General features: G+C 38.9%; 17 protein-coding genes. 7 read left to right on the forward strand and 10 right to left on the reverse strand.

Annotated elements, in window-relative coordinates; genetic code table 11:
- Positions 1-45: 45 nt before the first annotated feature.
- Together FTT91_RS09670 and FTT91_RS09675 are read left to right on the forward strand one after the other, a co-directional pair.
- Positions 46-1,233 carry a phosphotransferase enzyme family protein gene (locus tag FTT91_RS09670; protein WP_180169324.1) on the forward strand — a complete coding sequence of 396 codons (1,188 nt, stop codon included), beginning with the start codon at positions 46-48 and terminating at the stop codon, positions 1,231-1,233.
- 180 nt (positions 1,234-1,413) lie between these two features.
- The gene (locus FTT91_RS09675) at positions 1,414-2,661 is read left to right on the forward strand and encodes an ISNCY family transposase (RefSeq protein ID WP_179988969.1); all 1,248 of its coding nucleotides are present in this window, start codon (positions 1,414-1,416) and stop codon (positions 2,659-2,661) included.
- A gap of 190 nt (positions 2,662-2,851) precedes the next feature.
- Here the strand turns inward: FTT91_RS09675 and FTT91_RS09680 are convergent, their stop codons facing one another.
- Entirely contained in the window at positions 2,852-3,310 is a 459-nt protein-coding gene (locus tag FTT91_RS09680) for a DUF2147 domain-containing protein (RefSeq protein ID WP_004973733.1), read from the reverse strand.
- Positions 3,311-3,732: 422 nt separating this feature from the next.
- Between FTT91_RS09680 and FTT91_RS09685 the strand changes: the two genes are divergently transcribed.
- The 4 genes from FTT91_RS09685 to FTT91_RS09700 all read left to right on the forward strand — a co-directional run bounded on the left by FTT91_RS09685 (position 3,733) and on the right by FTT91_RS09700 (position 8,779).
- Positions 3,733-5,592, forward strand: coding sequence for an ABC transporter ATP-binding protein (locus FTT91_RS09685; protein ID WP_180169325.1), 1,860 nt, complete (start codon positions 3,733-3,735; stop codon positions 5,590-5,592).
- A gap of 227 nt (positions 5,593-5,819) precedes the next feature.
- The gene (locus FTT91_RS09690; RefSeq protein ID WP_004973729.1) at positions 5,820-6,848 is read left to right on the forward strand and encodes an AraC family transcriptional regulator; all 1,029 of its coding nucleotides are present in this window, start codon (positions 5,820-5,822) and stop codon (positions 6,846-6,848) included.
- Between the two features lie 71 nt (positions 6,849-6,919).
- Positions 6,920-7,294, forward strand: coding sequence for a glycine cleavage system protein GcvH (gene gcvH / locus FTT91_RS09695; RefSeq protein WP_096902550.1), 375 nt, complete (start codon positions 6,920-6,922; stop codon positions 7,292-7,294).
- Positions 7,295-7,588: 294 nt separating this feature from the next.
- Positions 7,589-8,779, forward strand: a complete 1,191-nt coding sequence (locus FTT91_RS09700) for an MFS transporter (RefSeq protein WP_131261381.1) — start codon at positions 7,589-7,591, stop codon at positions 8,777-8,779.
- Positions 8,780-8,902: 123 nt separating this feature from the next.
- Here FTT91_RS09700 and FTT91_RS09705 read toward each other — a convergent pair whose 3' ends face one another.
- Both FTT91_RS09705 and FTT91_RS09710 read right to left on the reverse strand, forming a co-directional pair.
- A complete protein-coding gene (locus FTT91_RS09705) occupies positions 8,903-9,961 on the reverse strand; it encodes a 3-deoxy-7-phosphoheptulonate synthase (protein WP_180169326.1) in 1,059 nt (352 codons plus the stop codon).
- A 517-nt stretch (positions 9,962-10,478) separates the two neighbouring features.
- The gene (locus FTT91_RS09710) at positions 10,479-11,594 is read right to left on the reverse strand and encodes an S-(hydroxymethyl)glutathione dehydrogenase/class III alcohol dehydrogenase (protein ID WP_004973720.1); all 1,116 of its coding nucleotides are present in this window, start codon (positions 11,592-11,594) and stop codon (positions 10,479-10,481) included.
- A 237-nt stretch (positions 11,595-11,831) separates the two neighbouring features.
- Between FTT91_RS09710 and FTT91_RS09715 the strand changes: the two genes are divergently transcribed.
- On the forward strand, positions 11,832-13,355 hold the full coding sequence (locus FTT91_RS09715) for a phospholipase D family protein (protein WP_180169340.1): 1,524 nt from the start codon (positions 11,832-11,834) through the stop codon (positions 13,353-13,355).
- A gap of 77 nt (positions 13,356-13,432) precedes the next feature.
- On the opposite strand, the gene FTT91_RS09720 is transcribed toward FTT91_RS09715, so the two are convergent.
- The 7 genes from FTT91_RS09720 to FTT91_RS09750 all read right to left on the reverse strand — a co-directional run bounded on the left by FTT91_RS09720 (position 13,433) and on the right by FTT91_RS09750 (position 18,173).
- Positions 13,433-14,023, reverse strand: coding sequence for a uracil-DNA glycosylase family protein (locus FTT91_RS09720; RefSeq protein ID WP_104851964.1), 591 nt, complete (start codon positions 14,021-14,023; stop codon positions 13,433-13,435).
- A gap of 32 nt (positions 14,024-14,055) precedes the next feature.
- Positions 14,056-14,508, reverse strand: a complete 453-nt coding sequence (locus tag FTT91_RS09725; RefSeq protein WP_154320746.1) for an XRE family transcriptional regulator — start codon at positions 14,506-14,508, stop codon at positions 14,056-14,058.
- Entirely contained in the window at positions 14,505-14,648 is a 144-nt protein-coding gene (locus FTT91_RS09730; protein ID WP_179994187.1) for a hypothetical protein, read from the reverse strand. The genes FTT91_RS09725 and FTT91_RS09730 overlap by 4 nt, the downstream gene beginning before the upstream one ends.
- A gap of 80 nt (positions 14,649-14,728) precedes the next feature.
- Entirely contained in the window at positions 14,729-15,439 is a 711-nt protein-coding gene (locus FTT91_RS09735; RefSeq protein WP_004973578.1) for an SGNH/GDSL hydrolase family protein, read from the reverse strand.
- A gap of 163 nt (positions 15,440-15,602) precedes the next feature.
- Entirely contained in the window at positions 15,603-16,346 is a 744-nt protein-coding gene (locus tag FTT91_RS09740; protein WP_004973576.1) for an SDR family oxidoreductase, read from the reverse strand.
- A 10-nt stretch (positions 16,347-16,356) separates the two neighbouring features.
- Positions 16,357-17,055: a histidine phosphatase family protein gene (locus FTT91_RS09745; protein ID WP_180169327.1), complete on the reverse strand. Its 699-nt coding sequence runs from the start codon at positions 17,053-17,055 to the stop codon at positions 16,357-16,359.
- A complete protein-coding gene (locus FTT91_RS09750; protein WP_004973572.1) occupies positions 17,052-18,173 on the reverse strand; it encodes a phosphotransferase family protein in 1,122 nt (373 codons plus the stop codon). The genes FTT91_RS09745 and FTT91_RS09750 overlap by 4 nt, the downstream gene beginning before the upstream one ends.
- Positions 18,174-18,228 lie beyond the last annotated feature (55 nt).

Consider the following 18,228-nt stretch of genomic DNA (forward strand, 5'->3'; position numbering starts at 1 on the left):
GAATATACGATTACACAATACTGATCAAGTTAAGGAATATCTAAAATGACCACAATCACACATGATTTAGGTCATGGCATGGGGAATGACTGGGAACATAAAGATTGGGCACATCTGACTGTCTCAGAATTACACAACCTGCAACCGTATTACCCATGTTTGCAAGGGAATATTCAAATTTTGTGGTGCAGTCCGCGCCCATTTTCATCTGCCGCAGTGATTGAAGTCACGCAGGATGCAGCCAGTACAGATAAAATAGGAAGTCGCTCGTATTTCATTAAACGCAGTCATCGTTCATTTCGTAATGCGCAAGATATTTTGCAAGAGCATGCTTTTTTGCGACATTTAGCCAGTAAAAACATTCCTGTTGCGACATTAATTGCCTCGAATTGCGGACTGACCGCTTTAGAAATGGGCGACTGGACTTATGAAGTCTACGAAAAAGCAGCAGGTTTTGACTTATATGTCGATCAGCAATCTTGGACGCCGTTTTTCTATACAGAACATGCTGCAAAAGTGGGAAGTTTGCTTGCCAAATTGCATGTCGCCATGCAGGATTTTCCTGAGTTACATGGCAGATCGGCGCGATATTTAGTATCAAATCAGCAGCTTTTAGAAAGTGAAAATATTGTAACGGCTATTCAGCAACGTATTCAAAATAGCCCTGAATTGAGCCGTTATTTTGCCGATAAAAACTTAGACGCCGTTTTTTTAGAGCGTGTATCTCAGACGCATCATAAAATTAAGCATGTATTGCAGCAGGTCACTAAAATTTGGACGCATAATGATTTGCATGCTTCTAATCTGTTTTGGTCTACGCAAAGTGCCGATGCCAATATTACCGCGGTGATTGATTTTGGCTTATCGGATCGAAATTCAGCGCTTTATGACCTTGCGGTCACGATTGAGCGTAACTTTATAGATTGGCTGGCTTTAGAACATACATCACAAATCAATATTGACGAAGCGGGTTTAAGCGCGTTTTTACAAGCGTATTTTGCAGAGATACATCCACAACAAGACTTTAGCATTTTGCCCGAATTGCTAAAAATTGTGCATTTGGATTTCGCATTTTCAGAGCTTGAATATTTTGTCGGAATTACCCAAAACCTGAAACATGCCGATGCTGCTTATTATGATTGGATTGTTGGGCATGTAAATTGGTTTTTTGCAGAGCAAGGACAGCAATTTACCCAGACTTTTACTCGATTAATTCAACGCGAATTGTCATAATCTGCACAGCTAAATGCAGGGTGCTGTCTTCAGATATCTTATTTAACATAATATAGATTATACGCAATTGAATTGTAACTCCAAAATAGAAATGTCCGGTTTCTCCAAAGTAAAAATGTCCGCTTTTAGAATACGCACTTTTGCGATTTTCTTAGCGGACGGTTTGTTATGTTGGTATCTATGTCGGATAAAGAACTTAAAAGATTGTCGGTCTTGCAGGAAATCTGTGATCAACGCATAACCCAGTCCCAGGCTGCTCAGTTATTACATATCTCAGAACGTCAGATCAGACGCTTATTGCAAAAATATAAAGCTCAAGGTCCTGCTGCATTAGCACATGCTGCTCGTGGTTTCGGTCCCACTTTAGCACATGAAAAGCTGACTACCATTCATGGATTTGATATTTCGGTAGAAACCCTGCGTTCTTGGATGATTGCAGCCAATTTATGGATTCCTCGTCATAAACGTCTGAAACGCCCGTATCAGCCTCGTTATAATCGAGACTGTTATGGTGAATTGGTCCAAATCGATGGCTCACATCATGACTGGTTTGAAGGACGAGCACCTAAGTGCTGTTTGCTGGTATTTATCGATGATGCAACTGGTAAATTGCAGCATTTACGCTTCTGTGAATCAGAATCAGCCTTTGACTATATGATTTCAACACGCCTGTATGTCGAACAGCATGGTAAACCTTTAGCATTTTACAGTGATAAGCACTCAGTTTTTAGAGTCAATCAAAGCAGCAAGAAAGACACCAAGATTACGCAATTTGGACGCGTACTCAGTAGTCTCACTATTGATATTATCTTTGCCAACTCACCACAGGCCAAAGGACGTGTGGAACGCGCCAACAGAACTCTGCAGGATCGCCTGATCAAGGAAATGCGTTTGGAAGGCATCTGCTCAATTACCGAGGCCAATGCTTGGCTGCCCTGCTTCATTGAGCAGTTCAATCAGAAGTTTGCCAAGTGTGCGAGAAACTCGAAGAACTTGCATCGACCTTTAACGGAATCTGATGCTGAGCTAGAGGATATTTTTACCTGGCAGGAACCGCGTAAGGTCACGAAGAATCTGACTATCACGTATGACAAGTGTATTTATATGCTTGAGCCAACACCACTGAACCACAAACTTGTTGGGCAATACATAACATTTTTAGAGTATCCAGATGGTACTGTGGCCATCATGCACGAAGGACGGAAGATCAACTACAGTATTTTCAATAAACTGGCTAGACTGCAGCAGAATGAAGTAGTTAAGAATAAAAGATTAGGTGCGGTTCTGGCCCATATCCAGCAACAACATGAAGAGTTGGAAAAACAAAATAAAAGTTCCCGTGCCAAGAAAAGTATGCCGAGTCGTAAAGCTCAGAAAGTTGTTATTGAACAAAGAAATTTAAATCCTGTTCTTGACTCTTGCAGTTAAAAACAGGCCATTTTAAATGGTTTATCGCATAGACATTTTAATTGGTGAATAACATGAATATATTAAGCAATTGATATATATGGATTTATTTTGAGTGTTCGGTGTCTCAATTTATCTTATCATTCACAAAAAGACAAAAAGCTACTCAATCTTTCAATCAAGTAGCTTCAAAAATACGCCGTACAATCTGTTAAAGTTTTTTCCAAGTCATCGTGCTAATCGCATTCGCGCTCTTGGCTTTGCCATATACTTTCATTTGATTATTCGCCGCATTTAATTGAGCATCAATTTTATAGACATAACCATCTTTCGGGTTAATCCATTGTCCTTGCGAAAATTGTTTTGGATTTGAATTTGCTACCAAGCCTTCTAATGCCTGCATGCCTTTTATGGGCTGATTCTTTAAGTTGCCTTGGCATTTACTGCATACCTCTAATTGAATTGTGCCTACCGATAACAAATTTCGAGTAATTACAGCACTATATTCCGAAGTTTTAGAGTTCTTACGAATCACAATTTCTGCAACATAATGCCCTGTATGATCATCAATGACTTTCCATGTACCAATCAATGGATCAAATGGCATGGCTTGAGCAGGAAAAATAAATCCCAAATATAGTGCAATTGCACCTAAAAAATTACGCATCATAAAAATATCAACTTAAAACCAATTTACAGCACGGTTGTGCTAAAAATGGGCGTGATTATAGCAATCAATGTTGAATTTAAATTAATTTTTTCATTAAAATTAAATGTTTATATGCTATTGGCTCGATGAAATATCATTAAAAATGTGAACCAATACGCTTTTTGTGGATGGATAATTTTTGATGTGTTGCAGCTTTATGTATAAAAGTGAATCTATAACGTGATTTTGTATGCAAATTAATCATCTATATTTCTATTTTCAACATTTGCTGTGTTATGGCGTAAACTAGACCTACAAGCTGTATCACTATAAGTTAAGAAATATTCACAGGAATGCTCTTAACTTTATCCTAAGTTTTTTGTTTTTACTGTCTTAAATTTATCTATCTTTAAATTTAGGTTTAGTCATCAAGGTAACATCGTATGCTCAAGTGGTTCGAGAAACTTATAGATCCTTATCCAAATAAAGGTTTGACCGAACCCTTGCCAACCACGTTTTTTGCCTTTGTTTGGCAAGCAGCTTCAGGTGTACGTCCATATTTATTGTTATTGGTTTTATGTACTGCAGGCGCTGCCAGCTTTGAAGCTTTGCTATATGCAAAAATTGGCGATTTAGTCACATGGCTTAGTCAAAGTCAGCCAGATACTTTCCTTGCGCAACATCAGCAGAACCTTACTTTGCTGTTTTGTATTTTATTGGCCAATATCTTTTTTGCCAGTGCGCAGTCAATTGTGAAGCATCAAATGTTATACAGTGGTTTTCCAATGCGTTTGCGTTGGGGTTTCCACAATTTAATGTTGCAACAAAGTCTGGATTTTTTCCATAATGATTTTGCAGGAAGACTCTCTGCCAAAGTCATGCAAACCGCCTTAGCAGTACGTGAGTTTTGGGTCATTTTGGGCGATATGCTTGCCTATGTATTCATTTACTTTATTACGATTAGTCTGGTATTGGGCGCAATTTCTCCAATGCTCATTTTGCCGTTATTGCTATGGTTGGCTTTATTTATTCTTGCAGCAGCTTATTTTATTCCGCGTTTGAGCAAAGTATCTAATGAACAAGCCGATGCACGTGCGGTGATGACAGGACGCGTGACCGATGCTTATACCAATATTCAAACCGTAAAATTATTTGCGCATGCAGGTCGCGAAAGCCAATATGCCAAAGCGTCGATGCAAGAATTTATGTTGACGGTTTATAAACAAATGCGTTTGGGCGCTCAATATGAAATCAGCATCAATTTATTAAGCGTGGTGTTGTATGTGGGCGTTTTAGGTACAGCAATTTGGCTCTGGTTAAATGGCCGTGCAGAATTGGGGATTATTGCTGCCACTACAGCCATGATTCTTAAACTCAACAGTATTGCCGAGTTTATGATGTGGCAGACCTCTGCCCTGTTTGAAAATGTCGGCACCATTCAAGATGGTATGAAAACTCTCGGACGTCCAATTGCGATTCAAGACAAAGCCGATGCAAAACCATTACAAGTTGCTCAGGGCGAAATTCAGTTTAAAGATGTCAGTTTTGCTTATAACAGTAAAAACGTGATTGATCAGTTTAATCTGCATATTCGTGCAGGCGAAAAAATTGGTATCGTGGGACGTTCAGGCGCAGGTAAATCGACCTTAATTCAATTGCTTTTACATTTTTATGAGCTTAAACACGGCTCAATTATGATTGATGGGCAAAATATTGAAGATGTGACCCAAGACAGTTTGCGTAAAAATATTGCACTTGTGACTCAAGATACTTCGCTATTACACCGTACTGTGGCTGAAAATATTAAATATGGTCGCCCTGACGCGACTGATGCAGAAATGTTTGAAGCTGTACGCAAAGCCAAAGCCGAAGAATTTATTCCACAATTGACCGATTTACGTGGCAAAAAAGGCTATGAAGCCTACGTGGGCGAACGGGGTGTTAAACTTTCAGGTGGACAACGTCAACGTATTGCCATTGCCCGTGTTTTCTTAAAAGATGCACCTATTTTAATTTTAGATGAAGCCACCAGTGCGCTCGACTCTGAGGTTGAAGCGGCAATTCAATCGAGCCTCGATGAACTCATGCAAGGTAAAACTGTAATCGCGATTGCACACAGACTATCTACCATTGCACAAATGGATCGTTTAATTGTGCTCGATCAAGGACGTATTGCAGAACAAGGTACGCATGATGAACTGGTGGCTATGAACGGAATTTATGCACAACTTTGGCAGCGTCAAACAGGTGGTTTTTTAATTGAACAAGATAAAATCGTAAAACCATCGACTGATAAAAATTAGCATCTCCAGCAACTTTGCTGTAACTCAGGCTTTGATGAAATGCAGATTTATCGCATATAGTCAAAGCCTGTTTTGTCTAACAATTTCCATAGAATTTCTTTAATTTTCATGCCAAGATGCAATATGTCATCTACGTTCTTATGTCGCCGTTTGGCAAACTAAGATATGCATAGATGACAGTCGCTAAGGCAAATTAAAATAAAATTAGCAAATGCAATGGAACATGCATGAAAACAATATCAGCACGTCAGGAACAAGGTGTTCCAGGGGTTTATGGCTTATTGGTTTTGGATGTTGTATCCCGTTGGGGTTATAACGCAGATACCTTATTTGCACCATTTCAACTCAATAGCGAAATGTTGGCAGACCCAGAATGTCGTATTCCTACACCTATTGCCAATGAGTTGGTTAAACATGCTTTAAAACTTACAGGCGAATCGACGCTCGGTTATCATCTTGGTACGCAAATGCGCATTTCCATTCATGGCTTTATTGGCTATGCGATTATGACTGCGCATGAAATTAGTGATGCGTTGATTTTAGCCAATCGTTTTATTCAACTGCGTATGCCCTTTTTACAATTGTTTTTCTCAACTTTTGGTGAAAAAGCCAGTCTGCAATTGCAGTGTGATATTCACATGGAACCTTTACGCACAGAAATTGCCATCGCTTTAATTATTGGCATGATTACCATGAGTAAAGCCATGACAGGTACCGAACACTTTACAGGTGAAGTCGATTTTGACTTTCCTAAACCTGCAGGTTTTGATCAGTATTTTTCGAAATTTCCTTATCATCAATTCCGTTTTGATCAGCCGTATTTAGGTTTAAGTTTTGACAAGCAATATCTAGGCTTAAAAATGATTAATGCCGATCCTATTGCCAGTCAAATTGCGATTAATCAATGTGAAGCCGAACTTTCTGCTTTAGGTGAACGTCGCCGCATTTCTATGCGAGTACGTGATATTTTAACCCACGCAGAACAGCATTATTTAAGCATTGAAAATGTTGCCGACTATCTACACATGTCCGACCGCACACTCAAACGTCAACTGGCTGCAGAAGGTACTTCATTTTCAAACTTGGTCGATGAAGTACGTTATCGGCATGCAACTTCCCTGCTTTCCCGTACAGACTACACGCTAGAACAAATTGCCGATGAATTGGGTTATAGCGATGTGGCAAATTTTAGTCGTGCTTTTAAACGCTGGAGTGGACGCAGTCCGAGCAATTGGCGTAAAGATCCGTATTTATAAACTTTTGTTTTTGGCAAAAAGCATGTATAAAACATGGCAAAAAGATTCGATACAATTTAAGGAGTTATCAAATGAATCACCCAGCGGAATTAAAATATGCAAGAACACATGAATGGGTGCGTATTGAAGGTGATTTGGTCGTCACAGGCATTTCAGACCACGCACAAGATGCTTTAGGCGATTTGGTCTATGTAGAAGCACCTGAAGTTGGTCAAAAAGTAATTGCGGGTGAACAAGCAGGTGTGGTTGAGTCTGTTAAAACAGCTTCAGATATTCACGCCCCTGTTTCAGGCGAAGTAGTTGAAGTAAATAGCAATTTAGACGATGACCCTGACTTTGTAAATGATGAACCGTATGGCAAAGGCTGGATTTATAAAATCAAGCCAGACAATATGGCAGATGTGGAACAGCTTTTATCAAGTGCGGACTATGAATCTGGCTTATAAGCCTTAAATTTGTAGTGTTTAATCGCTCAAATTCAAAGAAATCAGCTTCGGCTGATTTTTTTTGCATTGCAATTTGCGAAATAAATAAAATTATCTTTATTTGATAAAACAATTAAAAAAATAGAATTAAAATCTAATTTTAGTTTTAATTTTATTAAATAACTATACTTTTCACATAAATAGGTTTATTATTTTTTGCATGATCTTACTGTGTGATGACTTCCAATAACAAAGCATCTGTATAACAAAGTACACATTGCACGCTACTCCACTCACCATATATAGGTTTAAGTTATGTCAGCTATAAATGTCGAACATTTATGGAATAAGTCGTTTATTCTCTGCTTATTCAATAACTTGTTCTTATTCATATTTTATTTTGCGCAAACGACAATTTTGCCTATTTATATTGTGAATGAGTTGGGTGGTAGCTTGTCACAGGCAGGTTTAGCCATGACTTTGTTTATGTTATCTGCAATCGCGATTCGCCCATTTAGCGGTTTGATTATTGAAAAATTTGGTGTAAAGAAAACCTTATATGTTTCTGAAATCATGTTTTGTCTGTGTAGCGTGGCATACATTTTTGTAGATAGTTTACTGTTTCTACTCGTACTGCGTTTTTTACATGGGATTTGGTTCAGCATTGTCACCACAGTTACCGTCCCTATTGCCAATAACTTTATTCCAGACAGTCGCAAAGGTGAAGGTATGGGCTATTTTTTGGTGTCAGTAAATTTAGGGATTGTATTGGGACCTTTAATTGGTTTAAGTCTGATTCAAAGTGTTTCTTATGCCAGTATTTCTACCTTACTATCCGTCAGTGTTTGGGTAGGTTTCGCCTTCTGTTTAATGATTCCAATTGCGACCCAAAAAGTAAAAACTGAAACAACACCTAAACGTAAATTAGGGCTTCAAGATTTTGTAGAGAAAAAAGCAATTCCTGTATCACTCATGGCGATGATGGTTTCTTTCGCGTATGCCAGTATTATGTCATTTATTTCCACCTTTGCAGAATCACGCAATATGCTGTCTTATGCGAGTTTATTCTTCGTGATATTTGCAGTTTCGATGATGATTTTGCGCCCAATTACAGGCAAAATTTATGATCGTAAAGGGGCGAGTTATGTGATTTATCCTGCAATTATATTATTTGCTTTAGGATTAATTGTCTTGAGTCAGGTACACAGTGTATTCGGTTTTATGTTGGCTGCTGCATTAATTGGTGTAGGGTTCGGGTCTGCCCAACCTTGCCTGCAAACCATTTCAATTCAACGCTCCCCTAAAGATCGTATTGGTCATGCCACATCTACGTATTTTTGTTGTTACGATATTGGTATCGCCTTAGGCGCGTTAATTCTAGGTTGGATTATTGCGGGTTATGACTATACCGCAGCGTATTTGCTCTGTGCTGTTGTGACCTTAATCAGTTTAATTTTCTATAAATTTGTTGTGGCTAAACAACCTAATGCAGATATTCAGGCTTAGTTTTTAATAGCAGCAAAAGAATTGTTATTTTAAAAACTAATCTAAGAAGAGTTGATTTTTAAATACTCTCCCACCCAAAAAACCTGAAATTTCAGGTTTTTTGGGTTTCTGGAGTTTTATTTTTTATGCAGTTTTAGCCAAAACCTGACGATTTAAGCTTTCAGCGACCTCAATAAGCAGTTGTTCAGTCTTATCCCAACCCAAGCAGCCATCGGTAACAGATTGACCATAAGTCATCTCGCAAGAAATCTTTTGATTTCCATCCACCAAATGACTTTCTAACATGATGCCACGGACTTGCGTCTGTTCACGTTCTGCCACAATGGTACGCAAGACTTGCAGTTGTTGTTGTGGGTCTTTATGGCTGTTACCGTGACTACAGTCAATAATCAATGCAGGCAACTGCCCTTTGGCTTTGTGCTGAATTTTCTCAATTTCTGCCAATTGATAATTTGGCCCTGAATTTGCACCACGTAAAATTAAATGCGCGTGTGGATTACCTTGTGATGACAAAATAGCAGGTAAACCCGACTGGCTCATTCCCATGAATTGATGTGGATGACTTGCCGATTGAATTGCATCTAATGCAATTTGAATTGAGCCATCAGTTCCGTTTTTGAAACCAATGCTATACGGCATGGCGCTAGAAATTTCACGGTGAATTTGTGATTCACTGGTACGTGCGCCAATTGCACCCCAAGCCAGTACATCATCAAAATATCCCGTTGCCATTGGGCTTAAAATTTCAGAAGCAATTGGTAAACCCATTTCTATAATTTGTAGATACAGTTCACGTGATTTTTCTAAGCCTAATTGCATGTTTGCAGAGCCATCTAAGTCTGGGTCATACAAAAAGCCTTTCCAGCCTACCGTAGTACGTGGCTTTTCGATATAGGCGCGCATCACCAAGAAAATTTGATCTGAAACTTGGCTTTGTAATTGTTTTAATTTTTCTGCGTATTCGAGTGCTGCTTGCGGATCATGAATTGAACAAGGTCCTGTAATGACCAATAAGCGAGGGTCTGTGCCCGCTAAAATGTTCTGAATAATCTGTCGATGTTGTGCGATTTGTTGTTTTAGCGCAGATGAAAGTGGGAGTTGCGCTTTGAGTTGATGCGGTAAACTTAAACTAATTTCAGTATTGTTGGTCTGTTGTTGTAAAGCAGTATTTAAAGCATTCATTGGTCTGTTCCTTTGGACTGTTTCTCTTTTTTACAGTCCGATCATTTATTTCAGCGTTATGGGTCTAATGGATTGCAAGGTTTGAGTCATAGATTGACTAAAGTAAAACCAATAAAAGTTGCTAAAGTATGAATAATTAACGTTGTACATGATTAAATCTCCGAAAAACCTATAAAATTCAAAACACCAGACATAAAAAAACCTGATCAGGGTTGCCGATCAGGTATCAACTGGTGGGCAACCTTTTGCCCGAACGCGACTCAGGCAATCATTGAAACTGCCAAAAGTAATAGTAAGCGTTTGCGATTAAAGGTTGCTTTAACATCTTGTTTTCATCAAAAAATGAGCTGTTAAAATTAAAATACGCTGTATTGTTCCGTTTGGCAATCCTTTTTGTAAAATAATTTTTATTGGATGTATTTATTAAAATTAAGCTGCTGTTTTAGCGAATCCAGGGGTTAAAAAAACCAAGCCGAAGCTTGGTTTTTGTTGGGTCTTTATTTAAGCGCGTTACTCATCATTGATCAAAATGAATCACACTACGAATAGATTTACCCTCATGCATTAAATCAAAGGCTTCATTAATTTGGTCTAGCCCCATGGTGTGCGTTACAAATGGTTCGAGTTGAATATCACCCTTCATGGCTTCTTCAACCATGCCTGGCAATTGCGAACGACCTTTTACACCACCAAACGCAGTTCCTTTCCAAGTACGACCTGTCACCAATTGGAATGGACGAGTTGAAATTTCCTGACCTGCACCTGCAACACCAATAATAATGGATTGTCCCCAACCACGATGCGCACATTCCAAAGCGGAACGCATCACATTGGTATTTCCAATACATTCAAAAGAATGATCTACGCCCCAACCTGTTTTTTCCACAATGACTTCCTGAATTGGGCGGTCATAATCTTTTGGATTTAAGAATTCGGTTGCACCAAATTGTTCTGCCAATTTGAATTTCTCTGGGTTGGTATCAATGGCGATAATACGGCTGGCTTTGGCTTTATGCGCACCTTGCACAACTGCTAAACCAATACCACCTAAGCCAAATACCGCAACGGTATCGCCTTCTTGGACTTTTGCAGTATTTTTAACTGCACCTAAACCAGTTGTAACACCGCAACCTAATAAGCAAACTTGCTCATGATTGGCTTCAGGATTAATTTTTGCTAAAGATACTTCAGCAACTACCGTATATTCACTAAAGGTTGAACAGCCCATGTAGTGATAAATCGGTTGTCCATTATAAGAAAAACGTGTCGTGCCATCAGGCATTAAACCTTTACCTTGTGTCGCACGTACGGAAACGCATAGGTTGGTTTTACCAGATTTACAGAATAAACATTCGCCACATTCTGCTGTGTAAAGCGGAATCACATGATCGCCTGGTTGAACACTGGTCACACCCTCACCAACTTCAACCACAATACCTGCACCTTCATGGCCAAGAACTGCAGGGAAAACACCTTCAGGATCTTCACCCGATAAGGTAAATGCATCGGTATGGCATACCCCTGTGTGGGTAATTTTGACCAAGACTTCTCCAGCCTGCGGCGGTGCAACATCAATTTCAACAATTTCAAGCGGCTGACCTGGGCCGAATGCGACGGCTGCACGTGATTTCATGAGCAAATTATCCCTAAAAAATACATTAACAGATGATAAGGGGCTGCTGACAATTCGTCTATGTTTGCGATGTGAGAGAGATATCTCGCAAGCTATTTATAAAATATCAACAGACTCTCACAATACCCTCTTTCTATTCAGAGTTTCAAGCATTAACATGAGGATAATCTCCATGTATAAATACAGAATGACTTAAGAATAATCATGAAGATCCAAAGACCTTGTTACTGGCTTGGAATGTTGGCTTTTTTCGCTATTTTACTGACAGGATGCAGTTTACCGATGAATCAAGCGAGCAAAGATAGCCCTGTTGAGCATTATGTAGATCATTGGCTGAATGGTCAGGAAATTGATGCACATTTATCCCAAAATTTAACAGCGTATCTTTCTCTAAATGATGCCTTTAGTAGCATCGCCTCGCGTTTATATTTGATTCAAAAAGCACAGCACCATTTAGATTTACAATATTACATTTGGGAAGATGATTTAATTGGTCAGTTGATGTTGGCTGAACTGCTCAAAGCAGCAGATCGTGGTGTAAAAGTTCGTTTATTAATTGATGATCAAAATGGTACGCAACTTGATCCAACCTTAAAACGGCTTGCTCAGCATCCTAATTTTGAAATAAAAATTTTCAATCCGTACAAATATCGGCATTTTCGTGTGATGGATTATTTGTTTCGTTTTAAACAAATCAATCGCCGTATGCACAATAAACTAATTATTGCCGATGGGGCGATTGCCGTGACAGGTGGGCGTAATATTAGCCGTGAATATTTTGATGCCAGTGAAAATTTTCAATTTACTGATATGGATATTCTATTCTATGGCAGTGCTGTCCCCCAAGCCAATGCCGTGTTTTTAGAGTTTTGGAATGACGAACTAAGCTATTCAGTAAAGCAATTATTAGGCACAGGCAACGCGTTGCAATTGAGAGAATTGCGTAATCGCTATGAATTAAATGCCAAATATAAAGATAAAATTCGTGAACGTGTGGCTAACGCGCAAGAAAAAGTCAGCATCAAATTAGAACAACATCCTGTACAGTGGGTATGTGCGCATTTTGTGGCAGATTCTCAGAATAAAATTCGGGGTACAGCTCAAGGCGAGCAACTGATTTACAAACAAATGTTAAAGTTAATGGGTGAGCCCAAACAACATTTAGAACTGGTTTCTGCCTATTTTGTCCCAACAGAAGATGGTCTTAAAACACTCACTCAACTGGCTGAAAAAGGAATACAGATACGTGTATTGACCAATTCATTTTTAGCCAATGATGTGCCTTTGGTACATGCATTTTATCAGCAGTATCGCGTAGATTTACTTAAATCAGGTATTCGTTTATATGAATTTAAGCCTTATATTGAACGAAAAAAGCGTACTTGGTATGAAGTTGCAACGGGTAACGTAATTCCTGCCAAAGGCAAAAACGCCTCGAGTTTACATGCCAAATTCTTTGATATAGATGGCATGGTCTTTGTAGGTTCTTTTAACCTTGATCCTCGTTCTGCAAAATTAAATACCGAAGTTGGCTTGGTGTTAGAGTCTGAACAATTGCAAAACGATGTTTCTCAATCTTTAGACCGCTATTTGCCACAAATTGCGTATGAACTGCAATTAGACGAAAACGGTCAAATTATTTGGTTAGATCATCAGGCAGATGGCAGTATTCAAACGTATCATCATGATCCTGAAACCACACAGTTTCAGCGTTTTATGATGAAAACAGTTTCATTATTCCCTATTGAATGGATGATGTAATGACAATAGATAGACATTAATTATGGAAGCGTATTTTTCTTTCTCTGCCATCACTGTCTACAATTATTCAAAGTTACTTATAGTAAGCCTATTTCTTTAAATAAGTTAAAATACGCTTCTGCCTTTTTCTCTAAAGCTAAAGGATAGGCTCGTGAAGATGAAGGCATCCGATATAAATGCAGCTCACGCTTGGCAAAATAGCAATGTGTCGCCTGCCCAATTTGAGGTTTTTCGGCAGATTCAGGCATAGATAACATGAGTGTATCAGTCGCTTTATCGCCTGTGGTCATAATGCTTTGACATAAAGGTATCTTGCTTAAAAGTGCTGCAATATCCATTGGTTTTTCAATCTGTAAAAATTTGTCTGATGCATTGCCTTTTAAGCGAATCACCTGCTGCGCCGTATCTGAAATAGCAATGCCAGTGGTGTTTAAAAAATCAATAATTTTATGAAGATGAAAATTTTTAGCTTCTAAATCTAAAAAGTAGTTTTTATCTTGAAAAAAGCATAAGCCCAAAATTCGCCACATATCATTTTGATAATTCGGATAATAAAAATCCATTTTCCAACGGCTTTTAGGGGGTGGAAAACTCCCAAGCATTAACAGCTTGGCATTGGCTGGTAAAAAGGGTTCGAGTGGATGGGTTTCTATTTTAGAATCAGACATTTATAGATTGAACCTTTGGTCTTTAAATTAAGCTAAGACATTGCAGTACGAGCAACTTCATAATGATTTTTATGTAACTTCCCTTGATTGAATAACCATGTCGCAACTTCTGGCCAAAAATACATTGCAGATCTAGATGCAAGTCCATACATCGGACGTGGAAAGTTTCCGTCACCACGTTTATTTTGCGCATATAAAGATAATGCTTGACGAGTCATTCCAGCACGTTCAGCCATTACTGCCAAAGTTGAATAACCTTGCTCTTCTACTATCAGATCATGAAATCCTAATGAGCGAATATTGTCTAATGCTGAGTGAATCGCTTGTTCTGCATTTTCAGCTTCACGGTCAAACTCAAGATAAATTGTATCGTTATAACTGCAAACTAATGCATCATCACAACCCGCTTCAAAGAACTTATCTTCTAGCACAGACAGATCAGAACGTGCGTCACGTACCACAACAGTAAAGTGATAGTTATTCATAGTTCATCTCTATGACATTGCTTTACTTTACGCAAGATTTGTTTTGCATGTGCTGATTTACCTGAATCGACAACATCCCAGCCGTTTTCAATCGCATATTCAATTGCTTCGCGAATATGTTTATTGGGATGTTTCTTCATATTTTCATTCTGCTTGATGATTTAATTATAATTTAGTGTTGACGATTGTTAACACTATACCATTATTTAAGTTAATTTACCTAAAACCACTCCAAAATCCTATCCGAGACTTCTTTCCCCCAAATCTGGTAAATTTCTTTACTTGGATGAAAACCATCTTTTGCCATTTCTAAATTCATGGATTGATATTTTCGAATATCATATTCAATCCACTGCATATCTTCTTGTTGTGCAATCATTTTTTCTAATTGTAAGTTCATTTGTTTTGCGTATTGTCCAAATAGCCAAGACAAGGGATTAGGTAATGCAGGAAATAAATGCATTGGTGGAACCCCCGTAGCAATGATTAATTCAGGTTGGAATTTCGCTTGAATAAGTTGATAAAAATGTTGCTGTTGTTTAATCCAAGTCTGTGCCGACATTAAGCGTGTTACATCGTTGACACCAACAGAAGTAACCACAACATCATATTTTTGATTTACCAGTTTTTTAGTTTTTTGAATGACTTGTGAGGTAGTATCTCCAGACTGCGCCTCTAAACGCCAATGTACTTGGTACTGATGCTGCAAAGCAGAAATCACCGCACCTAAAAGCGCATCATTTTGATGTGCTACCCCAACGCCTGCAGCGGCAGAATCGCCTAAAATCAATAATGACAGCGTTTGCCCTTGCCCTGTAATACCTTCTCGTGCGCCTTCGGCTTCAGGCAATCGGATCGTGTTCTTTTTAACACGACTTCCCTGAATCACCAAAGCGGGAATTAAGGCAAGGGTTGCTGTTCTAAGCCACATCACATTTCACTCTTAAATACGAAAACCGAAAATACAAATTTTAAACCCAAACAAAAGTAGAGACTCAAATATAAAAATAGCATCGTGTCATTTAAAAGTGATTGCATTCATCATCAGCTTTAAATTTCAGGATGCTATTCAAATACTATGATATCGCTGCTATTTAGCCGAGTTTATTGACCAATTTTAATGGTAAAACTTTCATAGCTAAGCCCAATGGCAACCATGGCCATTTAGGTACATAGGCTTTAATTGGCGCTTTTTCAATTTCTGCAGCAAGTAAGCGTGAACCTGTTTTTTCATCAACTTCAAAAGGCAGTTTTTTTGCACCTTCGTTGATTTCGGTACGAATATAACCAGGGAAAATAGTCGTAACTTGAATAGGTGTATCAATTAATTCTGCACGAATTCCTTCTGCTAAATGTGCTACTGCAGCTTTACTTGCACCGTAAGCAGTAAGATGTTTTGGCATACCACGAATGGCACTCATAGATGAAATCATCACCAAATGCCCTGAGTTTTGCTCACGGAAAATTTCAACCGCGGCTTCACACTGCGCCAAAGCTGAAATAAAGTTGGTTTCTACTGTGGCTTTGTTGATGGCAAAATTACCTTTACCAATGCGACGTCCTTCGCCCACGCCTGCATTGACAATAATGCGGTCAATTTGTCCAAAATCTTGTTTAAATTCACGAAACACCTGAAACACCTGATCATAATTGGTGACATCCAGCGTTTTTGCAATAACACGAATACCAAACTGGCTTTCCAGTTCTTGTTTCAGCGTTTCCAAACGCTCTAAACGTCGGGCGCAAATTGCAAGGTTATAACCCATTTGAGCAAATTCACGTGCCATACCCGCACCAATACCTGAACTTGCACCTGTAATTAGAATTGTTTTTGTCATGGTTTGATCCTTAAATCCAAGTCAATAAATTTGAGTTTTCAGCTTTAATAAAATGATGTTCATTCAAGCTTAACAGTTGTGGTTCACTGCCGACCAAACGTAAAGTGGTGATACTTGAGTTAGTAATTGCCCAGTTCAATGCAAAGGTTTTATTGGGCGTTAAGCCTAAAATTTTACCTGCAGCCACAGAAATCACACCACCAGAAGTAAATACCACAGCATATCGTGGTTGTTTTTGGGCTAAGTCATCACATAAATGCTGCAATGCATCTTCGACACGCTGTTTAAAATGCGGCCAAGATTCTTCATATTCATGGTGATATTCACCGCCCGTCCAGCGTTCTATCGCACCTTCAAAAATTTTTGCCAAATATGCACGAGGATTGACCTCTTTGGCGACATCTTCTTTCATCAATTCAGGTTGATTAAAACGCGGTTCATACTGCGCGAAAACCTGTTGATGATTAAACTCGTTCCATACACTGTCGGTATGAATTTCGACCTCAGGAAAACATTCTGCCAAAGCCAGTTGTGCAGTTTGCTGATGGCGCTGCATTGAACCAGCCACCACATAGGGTGCTTCTTTTAAAATGCGATCAAAATAACGTCCGAGCAATTTGGCTTGTAACTCACCATTAGGCGAAAGTTGATCATAACTTTCTGCCCCAAAAGATGCTTGCCCATGACGAATTAAATAAATGGTGGTCATTTCGGCATCAATTCCTTAAATTTGGCGATATATTTTTGTGCTAGTTCATTTGCTTCCAGTTTTTGTAAACCAATTAACTTTAAGGCACGAATATGCAAAGCATGAATGACAATCCAGAAATCCTTAAATGCAGGATTATTGGTTTGCTTGTGGAAATAACGATAATAAATTTGCTGAGCGATCACCGCTAAACGGAAAATTCCAAACACTTCATAGAATGTCCAGTTATCGGTGCTCAAGCCTGTTTTTTGCAAATAATAGTCCACCACTTGCTGACGTGTGAACATGCCTTTTAAGTGCGTTGGTTGACGACGGGTGGCTTTAAAAATTTGATTATCGGTATCTTCAACCCAATATGCCAAAGCCGAGCCTAAATCCATGAGTGGATCGCCCAGTGTTGCCATTTCCCAGTCCAAAACGCCAATCACTTGAGTCGGATGTTTCGGGTCTAAAATCACATTATCAAAACGCCAGTCGTTATGAATAATGCAGGTTTTTGAATCTGCAGGAATATGGTCTAACAACCATTTACGCACATATTTAAAAGATGGCACGTTGATGGTATGTGCTTTGGCATAGCGTGCATCCCAACCTTCTACCTGACGTCGGCAATAACCATCACCTTTCCCTAATTTTTCTAGCTCAGTTCCTGCATAAGGTACTTGATGCAGCTCAATCAGTTTATCAATGACATTTACACAAAGTTCATGTACTTGAGTTTCGCTAAAATCAAGCTCTGGTGGCAATTTTGCACGTGGGATAATGCCTTCAATACGTTGCATCACGTAAAAATCGCAGCCAATTACAGCTTCATCCTGACACAACGCCACCATTTCAGGTAACACAGGATAAAACGGGGCTAAATTCTTTTGCACATGATATTCACGCGCCATGTCATGTGCAGATTTAGCTTTAGTACCTTTGGGCGGACGACGCAAAATTAAATCAGCATTGCTGTACTTAAGGCGATATGTCCAGTTCGATGCACCGCCTGAATATTGTGTGACTTCTACAGGTTCTACGACATCGACATTTTGTTGTTTTAACCATGCTGTCACTGCCTGAATATCGAGTTCTTCGCCTTCGCGTACTGTGCCGCCTACATCAATAACTGACATTATTTTTCCCTAATTTTCCAATTTTTTTAATCTAACATAGATTTTCTGTGTTCTC

The organism is Acinetobacter sp. YH12021 (assembly GCF_013420145.1).
GTDB lineage: Bacteria > Pseudomonadota > Gammaproteobacteria > Pseudomonadales > Moraxellaceae > Acinetobacter > Acinetobacter towneri.